Annotated in this window: 14 protein-coding genes; all 14 read right to left on the bottom strand. The window is 34.7% G+C overall.

Translation table 11 applies throughout. The features are described from left to right. Positions 1 to 89: 89 nt before the first annotated feature. Positions 90 to 440 (bottom strand): GNAT family N-acetyltransferase, encoded by a 351-nt coding sequence (locus D2K60_RS07050; RefSeq protein WP_117169315.1) that lies wholly within the window; start codon positions 438 to 440, stop codon positions 90 to 92. 760 nt (positions 441 to 1200) lie between these two features. Continuing rightward, positions 1201 to 1638 carry a peptidylprolyl isomerase gene (locus tag D2K60_RS07045; RefSeq protein ID WP_117169314.1) on the bottom strand — a complete coding sequence of 146 codons (438 nt, stop codon included), beginning with the start codon at positions 1636 to 1638 and terminating at the stop codon, positions 1201 to 1203. A 15-nt stretch (positions 1639 to 1653) separates the two neighbouring features. Beyond that, on the bottom strand, positions 1654 to 2952 hold the full coding sequence (gene lysA, locus D2K60_RS07040; RefSeq protein ID WP_117169313.1) for a diaminopimelate decarboxylase: 1299 nt from the start codon (positions 2950 to 2952) through the stop codon (positions 1654 to 1656). 242 nt (positions 2953 to 3194) lie between these two features. Next, positions 3195 to 4634 carry a spore germination protein gene (locus D2K60_RS07035; RefSeq protein WP_117170351.1) on the bottom strand — a complete coding sequence of 480 codons (1440 nt, stop codon included), beginning with the start codon at positions 4632 to 4634 and terminating at the stop codon, positions 3195 to 3197. 22 nt (positions 4635 to 4656) lie between these two features. Continuing rightward, complete coding sequence (gene spoVAEA, locus D2K60_RS07030; RefSeq protein ID WP_117169312.1) at positions 4657 to 5223, bottom strand: stage V sporulation protein SpoVABEA; 567 nt, start codon at positions 5221 to 5223, stop codon at positions 4657 to 4659. Positions 5224 to 5253: 30 nt separating this feature from the next. Then, entirely contained in the window at positions 5254 to 5670 is a 417-nt protein-coding gene (locus D2K60_RS07025) for a stage V sporulation protein AB (RefSeq protein ID WP_240335271.1), read from the bottom strand. After that, positions 5660 to 6274, bottom strand: a complete 615-nt coding sequence (locus D2K60_RS07020; RefSeq protein WP_117169310.1) for a stage V sporulation protein AA — start codon at positions 6272 to 6274, stop codon at positions 5660 to 5662. Before D2K60_RS07020 ends, D2K60_RS07025 begins: the two co-directional genes overlap by 11 nt. A gap of 131 nt (positions 6275 to 6405) precedes the next feature. Then, complete coding sequence (gene sigF, locus D2K60_RS07015) at positions 6406 to 7155, bottom strand: RNA polymerase sporulation sigma factor SigF (RefSeq protein WP_117169309.1); 750 nt, start codon at positions 7153 to 7155, stop codon at positions 6406 to 6408. 15 nt (positions 7156 to 7170) lie between these two features. Continuing rightward, positions 7171 to 7611, bottom strand: a complete 441-nt coding sequence (spoIIAB, locus tag D2K60_RS07010; RefSeq protein ID WP_117169308.1) for an anti-sigma F factor — start codon at positions 7609 to 7611, stop codon at positions 7171 to 7173. Then, positions 7608 to 7961, bottom strand: coding sequence for an anti-sigma F factor antagonist (gene spoIIAA / locus D2K60_RS07005; protein ID WP_117169307.1), 354 nt, complete (start codon positions 7959 to 7961; stop codon positions 7608 to 7610). The genes spoIIAB and spoIIAA overlap by 4 nt, the downstream gene beginning before the upstream one ends. 104 nt (positions 7962 to 8065) lie before the next feature. Further along, positions 8066 to 9259, bottom strand: coding sequence for a D-alanyl-D-alanine carboxypeptidase family protein (locus tag D2K60_RS07000; RefSeq protein WP_117170350.1), 1194 nt, complete (start codon positions 9257 to 9259; stop codon positions 8066 to 8068). Positions 9260 to 9407: 148 nt separating this feature from the next. After that, positions 9408 to 10709 (bottom strand): pyrimidine-nucleoside phosphorylase, encoded by a 1302-nt coding sequence (locus tag D2K60_RS06995; RefSeq protein WP_117169306.1) that lies wholly within the window; start codon positions 10707 to 10709, stop codon positions 9408 to 9410. A gap of 28 nt (positions 10710 to 10737) precedes the next feature. Continuing rightward, the gene (locus D2K60_RS06990) at positions 10738 to 11556 is read right to left on the bottom strand and encodes a purine-nucleoside phosphorylase (protein ID WP_117169305.1); all 819 of its coding nucleotides are present in this window, start codon (positions 11554 to 11556) and stop codon (positions 10738 to 10740) included. An 11-nt stretch (positions 11557 to 11567) separates the two neighbouring features. Continuing rightward, the gene (gene deoB, locus D2K60_RS06985) at positions 11568 to 12746 is read right to left on the bottom strand and encodes a phosphopentomutase (protein ID WP_117169304.1); all 1179 of its coding nucleotides are present in this window, start codon (positions 12744 to 12746) and stop codon (positions 11568 to 11570) included. Positions 12747 to 12763: the final 17 nt, after the last annotated feature.

Raw genomic sequence — 12763 nt, 5'->3', positions numbered from 1 at the left:
TAGCATATACAACTAACTAAAAATGCCTTATTCTATTAATTTTCTATAAAAAAACTAAAACCAGCTCATAATGAGCTGGTTTTAGATCCTTAAGCATCACACTTGGTTAAAAAGTTTTCTGTTAAGTCATTGGCACAAACTTGATATTTCTCCACGTATTGTTCCTTAATGCCATTCACCATTTTCTTACCTATGCCCATGTTTCTGTGTGAAGGATTAACTGATATATGTTGAATGATAACTTTACCTAATTCTTCATCCACGTATATGCCAATTGCTCCTAAAACATCTTCTTCTTTCCACAAATATAAATTCCAATTTTTATTGTTTTCATACTCCTTAATTGTTTGCTGGAGTTTTTTCACATCTTTTTCCTCTGGCATAAAAGACAATAGACCCATTGCAATCTTTTCTAGCGATTTTTTAAAACGAATTAACATATATACCCCTCAATTATATAAGAACTTATTATATAGTATAACGTTACCGGTCCTCAAAAGGTTCCAATAAGTTCTTAAAACTTTTATCATATCCGCGCTGAATGGAATGTTATTAAATCTACATACAGCTATTATTCTTTTGTACATATAGATCATACTACTTTTTTCAATGATTGTCATGATCTAGATATCAATTGTTATAAAATATCCATTATTTAAAACCTAGTTAATACTAAAAAAGACTGAACTTAAAAAAAGCAATTCATTTTATCACTGTATACTAATAACTTAGGGATTTGTTTAGCCCTATATAGTAACCTAGCTATTTCACCTTAGATTGGATATTTATGTTAAAATTGATAGGCGTGAAAAACATAAGATACCATTTGATACGTTACATACTACATAAATAAAAACGAATCTACTAATTGTCGCAGTTATTGGCAATAAAATCAACACCTTGGTCATAAGTTTGGAATTATAACGTGAGAGATTACCTTGAAAATAACATTATTGAATTAGTGAATTTTTAAAACGTTGGGTTTTACAAGTTAAGCGCTCCGCTGGATTTAATCAAGAGAAAGGAGAATGAATATGGAAAGTAGATCTGTTTCATTAAAACGAATAGACACGGTACATTCAAAAATCGAGGTGAAAGTATTTTGATACGATAATTGAAACTAAAAAAAGATATGATTCCCATAGTAATCTGGAAATCATATCTTTTTTGGAATTTTAAAATTATTTGTCTCTTGAGAACTTACTCTTTTTCTGCAAAAGTGACAGTTTTCATAGCGTCACCTTGTTTAATGCGTAAAACAACATCCATACCTTCTATTACTTGTCCAAACACAGTATGAACACCATCTAAATGAGGTTGTGGCTCATGTACTAAGAAAAATTGACTTCCACCAGTATCTTTGCCTGCGTGAGCCATGGATAATGATCCTGCTTTATGCTTATGTGGATTACCTTCTGTTTCACAAGCAATAGCATAACCAGGTCCACCTGATCCTGTTCCTGTTGGATCTCCACCTTGTGCAACGAAACCAGGTATTACGCGGTGAAATACAACACCATCATAAAAACCACTCGTTGCTAATTTTTCGAAGTTTGCTACTGTATTAGGAGCTGCTTCCTCGTACATTTCAATTACTATTTTTTCGCCATTTTCAAAATCAATTGTTGCTTGTTTCATGTTTATTCCTCCTAATTATTCGTAAGATAAGTCATTTTTACTAACTTCTTGATAGGTCTCGCGCTGAATGACAAGTTTATCTTGCTTGTTTTCAATAAATACTACAGCTGCTTTTGGAAAACGATTATAATTACTTGACATAGAATAACCATACGCACCTGTACTAAAAACTGCAAGAATATCGCCTGATTCTGCATTTGCTAATGGTACATCCCATAGCAACATATCGCCTGATTCACAACATTTCCCTGCAACGGATGCAGTGGTAGACGCTGGTACATTCGCTTTATTTGCAAGGACAGCATCATACTTGGCTTGATAAAGTGCAGGTCGAATATTATCTGTCATTCCACCATCGACTGCAATGTAGTCACGCACGCCAGGAATTTGCTTTTTTGAACCTACTGTATAAAGTGTTATTGCAGTATTTCCCACAATCGCACGACCTGGTTCAATCCATATCTCTGGAAAATCCATACTATGTTTTTCAACTTGTTGTTTAATCTCATCAACAAGGGCATTAACATAACCATCGAGTTTCAATGGTTCATCCTCATCTGTATACCGAATTCCAAAACCACCACCCAAATTTAATACTTCTGGGTTGTAGCCATAACTTTTCTTCCAGTTAACCAATGATTCAAATAATCGACGTACCGCCATAACAAATCCATCTGTTTCAAATATTTGCGAACCTATATGACAGTGTAGCCCTTTAACATGCATACTGTCAATTTCTTGTAACTTTTTAAATGCTTCTTCTGCTTGCCCATTTGCTAAATCAAACCCGAATTTTGAATCTTCGTTACCAGTAAGAATATAATCATGGGTATGTGCCTCAATACCTGGAGTGACACGAATAAGTACATCAATTTCACTTTGATAGTTTGCTAATATTTCTTTTAGTAAGTCAATTTCATAAAAATTGTCGATAACAATACAACCGATATTATGTTTAACTGCCATTTCCAATTCAGCTTTATTTTTATTGTTACCGTGCATGTGAATTTTCTCAGTAGGAAAATCAGCTTGTAAAGCTGTATATAATTCTCCTTGTGATACAACGTCTAAACTCAAGTTCTCCTGTTTTGCAACTTGTAACATTGCAATAGAAGAAAAGGCTTTACTTGCGTAAGCAACTTGCGCATTTACACCTAAGCGTGCAAAAGTATCAACAAAGGCACGTGCATTCTCTCTTATTTTTTCAACATCATATACAAAAAGAGGTGTTTCATATTTTTTTGCTAAATATGTAGTGTCTACTCCTCCGATTGTTAAATGACCTTGAGTATCTATATCATTAAGCTCCTGCATCAATACACCTCCACAATCCTAAAGAGAATATGTTCTATTTCTTCTGCCAAGTACACTAATAATGACTTGATCTAGCTGAATAAAATAAAAAACCCCTTGCCAGTTTATACGATGAATGAGCAACATTCATAACATATAATGGAAGGGATTTCTAACACATTCCCAACTACTTTTTCTTTTAGATAAAATTAATTTACCACAAGTTAAGAATGGGTTCAACTTTTTTAATTCAAATAATTGAATTAAGGTTGTTTATAATTGTTCTTTGGATGCACAATACTTGGTCGTTCTTTCGATTGTGGAACTGAAAATCGAAACAATATTTGCATTAATGCTTTCCCATTAAACGGTAAGAATGGCCATAAGTATGGTGTATTCAAAGACTTTGTATGAGCCAAGAGAATAACATATAATGAGAATCCAACTATTAATCCTTTCACGCCAAAAATCCCAGAAAATATAAGTAAAATGACTCGAATCATTTTGTTTGCGATACTAAGTTCATAACTTGGCGTTGCAAATGAACCTATCGCACTTATTGCTACATATAAAATGACTTCAGCTGTAAAAAGACCAACATCAATAGCGATTTGCCCAATTAAAACAGCTGCTATTAATCCCATTGCAGTTGATAGTGGCGTCGGCGTATGTATGGCCGCCATTCGCAAGAATTCAACTCCTATGTCTGCTAATATAATCTGCAAAATAATTGGTATGTTTCCTGGATCATTAGGTCCAATAAATGATAGTGCATCTGGTAGTAATTGTGGTTCGATCACCAAAATGTACCATAAGGGTAGAAGGAAGATCGATGCAAGAATTCCAGTAAATCGTATCCAACGTATAAATGTTCCAATTGGCGGGGATTGACGATATTCCTCTGCATGTTGGACATGATGAAAATATGTGGTTGGTGTAATAATCATACTTGGTGAGGTGTCAACCATTATTAGTACATGCCCTTCAAATAGATGAATAGCAGCAACATCTGGTCGTTCGGTATACCGAACCAAAGGAAAAGGATTAACTCCCTGTTTCACCAAATATTCCTCTACAGTTTTATCGGCCATGGCTAAACCATCTATGTCGATTTTCTCCAATTCCTTTTTAATCTTTTTAACCAAACCATCATCAGCGATATCTTGAATGTAAGAAATACAGATATCCGTTTTAGACCGTTGTCCAACTTGCATAAGTTCATTACGTAACCGCTCATCTCGAACGCGTCGCCTTGTTAAGGCTGTATTTTCAATAATATTTTCTGTATATCCATCTCTAGCGCCGCGAACAACTCTTTCTGTATCTGGTTCTTCAGGGCTTCTTCCGGGATAGCTTCTTACATCTACAATAAAACAAACATCTTCTCCATCTATAAAGATGACGATTAATCCAGATAATAGTTGTGTCATCGCATCATCAAAATTTCTACATTCTTCAACTTGTTGATGAACTAAACGATTTTTTATTATTGCAGTAAGTTGACTTTTATTTGTCTCTTCGTCATTAATGGAGACAAGTTTTTTCAGTAACTCTACAATCACAGGTGTTTCACATAGTCCTGTTACATAATACAATTGTACTTTTTGTTTTAATAATATAATTTCTCTAAAACCAATATCAAAAGACGTGCCAACTCCTAATTTCTGTTTCATAAAACTTTGAATTTCATTTATATCTTTCATAATTGGTTGCTTATCTTTTTTTTTACTCAATTGTAACCCCTCTTTCTAAAATCAATTCAATAGCCTTTAGAGTAATGGGATAACCCTTTGATTTATCATCATATCCATGCATCTTACCAATATCGCCAATTGCAATAACGTTAGGAAGATCCATTTGGTCCAATATGTAGACCGTGTCACCATTGATTCTTCCAACTTCAGAAACCGGAACTCCTTCTTTATCAACCCCGTGCTCTATGATTTGCCCTTCTTGATCTATTGAAAGTGTCACACGTGACCACTCCATATTTTTTGAATGTGCTGCTACTGCAACAACTCCTAAGATAGTAATGATCGGATCATTCGCTAAAGCTAATATGGTTTCCTCACCTGATCCTATTCCGAATACACCAGCATCATCGACTAAAACAAAAACGGGATTTTTTTTTGCCTGATAAACTGCCTGAATGATGTCTCTTGGTTTATAAGCACTAGGATTACCTGCAAATTCAGAAAGTGACGTGCCACCTAAAGTTTTAGCTATGTAATCGATTGCTTGTTGTGCATATTGATCACCATCTGTAATGATAATAACTTGTTTCGTATTCATTGCAATTATCCTTTCGTCCGATTAATTTGCTTACTTAACCAGTAGTAGCCATTGAAATAATGACCCAATAATCTTCCCTAGTACGATAGCCATCATTAGCCAAATAATTTGATGATCGACTCGTATTCTCTTTGCTAAAATAGGGAAAACGTTTAAAACCTCCGTCAATGCTGCGGCTAACATACCAATAAAAATGCCATGCAATAATCCCCAAATCACTAAAATGGCAGTTGGAAGATGAAAAGTAAAATTGCTAAATGAGAGATACGTACCAAAAAAAACCCCTAATACAACTGCCATTTCATAATAATGCAAGAAATTCTTTGTTTTACTTAATGTAACTAACCTTGGTATAATTCCTAACATCGTTAAAAATGCGACGAAGCCTGTTCCCACTATCAATCCAGATCCTAAACCTATAAATAGATCAATAAGTTTATTTATCATTTGTATCATTCAATTTATTTTCGTAATGACTAACATATTGATCTATATCTTGTTGATACTTATAGATTTCTATTTCTAACGGACTAGGTTCTTCATTAAAACGCTTTTTAAAAACATGATTAAAAAATAGAATCATTCCTAGACCAAGTCCTAATGAATAAGGAATCTGCATCCAAAGTGGATATTTCTCTTCTTCTCCTGTAAACAAATAATGAAGACGTTGTTGTACACTTTGCATACTTACATCATAATGAAAGTTCATAATTGTCATGGCAGAACCGACAAATAATAAGAGCCAAACTAATAGAACAAAAGTTACTTGAGGCAACCTTCCTTTTTTAGAAATATGTATAATTGTTTGATTTGGACCTAGTAGTTGTAAATCAAGTTCAGGAAAAGACGCTTGCAATTTTTGAATAACTGTAAATCCCTCTATAACACAAACTTGTAAATCTTCTTTTACTATTTCATATATAACAGTTTGATTTAATGTAGCAACAATTGTTTCATTTCCTGAGATATGTGCAATATCCCTTAACTTTATTTTTTTCTTTTCTGTTGTCTGGTAATGTTTTTTCATCCTTAAATAAATGATCCCCTGCATGTGAACACCTCCAAAACTTCTTTTTAGTATGGAACATTCCGCATAGAATCATGCATTAAAAACAATAAAAAACTGCAATCAACTGTTAGATTTTATCTAACGATTGGCATGCAGTTCATTAAAAATTATTTTTAAATCTCAATTTGATTTTTCATCCAGTCTAGAATCTTCTTTTCTAATCGTGATACCTGTACCTGAGAAATGCCCAACCTACGTGCGACTTCTGCTTGTGTTTGGTCTTGATAATAACGTAAGTAAACAATTAATCTCTCACGTTCATCCAAATCACGTATTACCTCTTGAAGCGCAATTTTGTCAAACCAATTTGTTTCTTGATCAGAAATCTGATCAAGAAGTGTGATCGGATCTCCATCATTCTCATAAACTGTTTCATGAATAGAGTGTGGCGTTTTGGCAGCTTCTTGGGCATGCACGACATCTTCAACAGATATATCAAGTGCTTCTGCAATTTCAGAAATTGTAGGTGATCTACCTAACATTTTCGTTAAATCATCTTTTTTTCGTCTGATTTTATTACCCGTTTCTTTTAAAGAACGACTGACTTTCACACTACCATCATCACGTAAAAATCGTTGAATTTCTCCAATAATCATTGGAACTGCATAAGTTGAAAATCTAACATCATATGACAAATCAAATTTATCAATTGATTTTAGTAAACCAATACACCCAATTTGAAATAAATCATCTGGATCATATCCACGATTCATAAAGCGTTGAACAACAGACCAAACCAACCTTACATTTCGTTCAACCAAAATATCTTTTGCATTTTGATCTCCCGATTGACTAAGACGAAGATATGCTTTTACCTCTTCGTCGCGCAACTGTTTAACGTTATGGGTTTTATTTAATTCCATTTTTTGTCCATCCCCTTAATTGCATAAGGTTCGACTTTTATTAAAATGTTTGATCAATTTCACTATTGTTCCTTGACCACTTGATGATTCCACTTCAACTTTATCCATGAAATTTTCCATAATCGTAAAACCCATACCAGACCGCTCTAATTCTGGTTTAGACGTATAAAGTGGCTCAATAGCTTGGTCAATATCATCAATACCTATCCCCGTATCTCTAATAACAAGTTCTACTCTATCGTCATCAATTGAACAAGACATATAAATCGTTTCATTCTCATTATGATTATAGCCATGAATGATCGCATTCGTAACAGCTTCTGAAACCACTGTTTTTATTTCTGTTAATTCATCCAGCGTTGGATCTAATTGGGAGACAAAAGCAGCAATAGTGACTCTGGCAAACGATTCATTTGCACTAATACTAGAGAATTTGATATCCATCTCGTTCTTCACGATGCCACCCCCAAACGAAGCAATGCAAATGATTCGTTTTCTTCCAATCGAATAATCTTAAACAATCCAGATAACTCAAACAAACGTTTTACAGCAGGTGAAATCGAACAAACCACCATTTCTCCTTTTCGTTGTTTGATTTCCTTATATCTGCCTAGGATAACTCCTAATCCTGAACTATCCATGAAGGTTAGTTGTTCTAAGTTCATAATGACATGTTCTGTATTTGTCTCTTTAATCATAGTCTGCCATTCTGTTTTGAATTGTTCTGCTTCATGATGATCTAGTTCACCCGATAGTCTTACCAGCAATACATTTTCTTTCGTTTTCCAATCTGTTATCAAGCTCACTGTTTTTCCTCCTCTTAATCCTTTGTTCTCTGGTTTGTTTCTATTTTGTTTGATTGAATTCCTGCAACATGACAAAACTAGTGTTTATTCGAATAAAATGATACTTATCCCTCTTTTTTCACCAATTCTTTCATCGAGTATTTAAATAACTTCCAAACACTTGCCTCTTGAAGTGATTCATTTAGAAGTAACGGGGTTTCGGATAATAATTTACCATCCTTTTTGACTTCTAATAGTCCAATTTCGCTTCCTTTCGTTAAAGGGAGCTGTATATCTTGATTGATTTTGATATTCGTTTCAATTCCCGATTGTTTTTCCCCCTTCTCTAAAACAATTGATACAGCATCTTCTGTAATAACATCCACTTCATCTTTATCAGCTTTCACCATAGAAATTTTCGTTACTGCTTGCTGTCCGGCATACAATTGTTCTGTTTTATATTGTGAGAAAGCATAATCAAACATTTGTGTAACAGCTTGATTTCTATTTTTTGTCGACTCCGCTCCAAGTACAACTGCAATTACACGCATATCATCTTTTTTTGCTGTTGCAGTTAAACAATACTTGGCTTCAGATGTATAACCAGTTTTTAATCCGTCCACACCGTCATAAAATTTAACCAGTTTATTTGTGTTTACTAACCAAAACTCATCTTCTGTACCCTTACGTAAATAATCCTCATAAACACTCGTGTACGTTGTGATTTCTTCATGTTTCAAAAGATCTTTTGCAATTATTGACATATCATATGCAGTTGAGAAGTGATCCTCTGCTGGTAAACCAGTCGGATTTTGGAAACGTGTATTTTCTAACCCTAATTCTTTAGCCTTCTGATTCATCATTGTTACAAATGCTGCTTCACTTCCAGCAATTCGTTCAGCTAAAGCAACACTAGCATCATTTCCTGAAGCCATTGCAATGCCTTTAAGAAGATCTTCTACAGTCATTTCCTCCCCTTCTTCTAAGAAAATTTGCGATCCACCCATAGAAGCTGCATATTCACTAATACGAACTTTTTCGGTTAATGTTATCTTTTCATCATCCAATGCCTCCATTATTAAGATGAGTGTCATCATTTTCGTCATACTAGCTGGCGGTAATTGTTCATGTGCATTTTTTTCATAAAATATTTTACCGGTATCTCTTTCGATTAATATAGCTGAACTTGCAGTTTTAGCTAGCGCTAATTCATCTGTTGTTGATTCATTCTCTTTCTCTTTCTCATTTGCATTTGTCACCATTGATTGTGAATGAAATAATAATAGTAACATCGTTAATAGCAAGACTGTTCTTTTCATCATGTGTAAACCTCCAAATACGTAATGTTCATATTTTTTCCATAATCAGTGATTTTTATAACCAAAAAATCACCTGAATTAAAATTCAGGTGATTTCTTGGTTATCTATTATGTTTAGAGGTAGTTATTTTACTTGTATCACTTCGTATTATTTAATAACTTCATGAATTAAATCTACCACATCAGATTTTTTATCTGATAATGTGTATGCTTGTTGCATGGCTTCTTCTGACTGTCTAGCTACATTTGTATCACTAAATAAAATAGCAATCGGCTCATCAATTGAAACGTGTTCACCTAATTTTTTAAGAAGTCGAATACCAACACCATGATTAATCGTATCTTCTTTAGTAGCTCTTCCAGCTCCTAAATGCATTGCTGCTATCCCAATTAATTCAGCATCCATTGAAGAGATATAACCTGTTTCTTTTGCTTTTATCTCGATCTCATATGAGGCTTTAGGAAGCTTATCAGGATTATCAATTACACTAATATCTCCACCTTGTGCTTCTACAAAAGAGCGAAACGCTTGAAAAGCTTTGCCATTATCAAGATTTTTCTCTAATTCTATATAAGCAGTTTCATAGGAATCAAAGACTTCAGCCAACACTGTCATATGTGCTGCTAATTCTAAAGATAATCTACGCAAATCAGGTATATTCTTCCCTAGAAGAACGTCAATGGCTTCCTTCACTTCATTCGCATTTCCAATTTCATGGCCCAATGGTTGGTTCATGTCACTTATTACTGCAATCGTATTACGCCCTAAATGTTTTCCGATAGTTACCATTTGTCTTGCTAAATCTTGTGATTCTTTCATTGTTTTCATAAAAGCACCAGAACCAGTTTTTACATCTAACACAATACTATCAGCACCAGATGCTAGTTTTTTACTCATAATTGATCCTGCAATTAATGGAATCGAATCCACTGTTCCAGTTACATCGCGTAATGCATACAGTTTCTTATCCGCAGGTGCTAAATTACCTGTTTGCCCTGCTACTGATAATTTATGTGTATTTACTTGTTCAATAAAAGCTTCTTTGTCTAACTCTATCGTGAATCCAGGAATCGATTCTAATTTATCTAACGTTCCTCCTGTATGACCTAGACCTCTTCCAGACATTTTAGCAACGGGTACCCCTACAGATGCTACTAAAGGACCAACAATAAATGTTGTTTTATCTCCAACGCCTCCTGTAGAATGCTTATCTACTTTATGGCCTTCTATTGCAGACAAATCAATCGTTTCACCTGAAGCTACCATTGCTTCTGTTAAGTTTGCTGTCTCTTCTTCCGTCATTCCAGAGTAATAGATTGCCATTAATAACGCAGAGACCTGATAATCTGGAAGCGTTCCTTCTGTATAGCCATTAATAAAAAAGGATATTTCCTCTTTTGTTAACACATGACCATTCCGTTTTTTCAATATAACATCAACCATTCGCATTCTATTCACCTCACATCTAAAGCTTATTTTAAACTAAATTTTTCACCATTTCTTTTACAAAAGTTAAGAAATCTTGTTTAACTCTTGATGTAGTTTCCATCACTTCTTGATGATTAAGTGGTTGATCTAGAATACCTGCTGCCATATTAGAAATGCAAGATATCCCTAAAACTGATAGACCAGCATGGTTTGCCACAATAACTTCTGGAACCGTTGACATACCTACAGCATCTCCACCTAAGTAGCGCAACATTCTCACTTCCGCACCAGTTTCATAAGAAGGTCCAGTATTTCCAACATATACACCAGTTTGAACTTTTAAATCTAATCGCTTTGCACTTTCTTTTGCATGAGCAATTAATTCTCTATTATAAGCTTGTGACATATCAGGAAAACGGTCACCTATTTGATCATCATTTGGGCCGATTAAAGGATTCGTTCCCATATTATTAATGTGATCTTCTATTACCATTAAATCACCTGGTTCAAAGGTTTCATTAATTCCACCCGCAGCATTTGTCACAAACAATTGTTTAATTCCTAACGCTTTCATCACAAGAACTGGAAAAGTAACTTGTTCCATCGTATATCCTTCGTAAAAGTGGAAACGTCCTTGCATCGCAATTACTTGTTTCCCTTCTAAATTACCAATTACAAGTTGACCTTTATGACCAGAAACAGTCGATACTGGAAAATTCGGAATATCTGCATAAGCTATAGAAACAGCCTCTGTTATTTCATCTGCTAACACGCCTAATCCTGATCCTAGAATTAAACCAATTGTAGGTTGTACCGTAAGTTTCTCTTGTATAAATGTTTGTGCTTCTAAAACGTGTTTTCTCTCCATCTTTATCCCCCTTATTTAATGTCTTTCAAAAAACTATCGCCATATTTAGGCATCTTTATGCCAAAATTTTCAGCCACAGTAGCACCAATATCTGCAAAAGTTTGACGAATTGGTAATGCATTACCTGCTTCTATTGCTTGATGATGAACTAATAAAGGTACATATTCTCTCGTATGATCTGTTCCATGATGCGTCGGATCATTCCCGTGGTCCGCTGTAATAATTAACAGATCATCTTCACGTAATTTGTTTAACACTTCGGGTAAGCGCGTATCAAATGTTTCTAAAGCTTCACCGTATCCCTTTGGATCACGTCGATGGCCGTATTTCGCATCAAAATCAACTAGATTCAAAAAGCTTAGACCTTGAAAATCTTTATCCATAGATTGAATAAATTTTTCCATTCCATCATCATTATCATCCGTTCTAATAGATTCAGTTACTCCTTCACCATCAAAGATATCAGAAATCTTACCAAGCGCTACCACGTCAAAAGAAGCGTCTTGTAATTCATTCATCACTGTGCGGTCAAACGGCTTTAATGCATAATCGTGGCGATTAGACGTACGTTCAAAAGCACCCGGCTTACCTGTAAATGGACGTGCGATGATTCGTCCTACCATATATTTATCATTTTTGGTTAGTTCACGTGCTATTTCGCAAATTCTATATTGTTCCTCAATCGGTATGACATCTTCATGGGCTGCGATTTGCAAAACCGAATCTGCAGAAGTATAAACAATAAGAGCACCTGTATCCATATGTTCTTGACCAAGTTCTACCAAAATCTCTGTCCCAGATGCTGGTTTATTACCAATAATTTTATGACCTGTACGTTCTTCAATTTCTGACAATAAATCATCTGGAAATCCATCTGGAAACGTCTGAAAAGGTTGATCAATAAATAAACCCATCATCTCCCAATGACCAGTCATTGTATCTTTTCCATTAGAAGCTTCTTGCATTTTAGTATAATGTGCTAAAGGTTTAGATGCTATATCAATACCCTCGACTTCTTGGATATTACTTAGACCCAATTTCCCTATGGTTGGCATATCTAAGCCATTCATATGTGAAGCGATATGACCTAATGTATCTGCACCGACATCGTCAAACTGTGGCGCGTCTGGAGCCTCTCCTATACCTACTGAATCCATTACAATTAAAAATATGCGTTTAAATGGTGCCATCGTTACGCCCTCCTAGT

The organism is Paraliobacillus sediminis (genome assembly GCF_003426055.1).
Note: the sequence above shows the minus strand (reverse complement) of the source record. Positions and strands in the feature narration are given on the sequence as shown.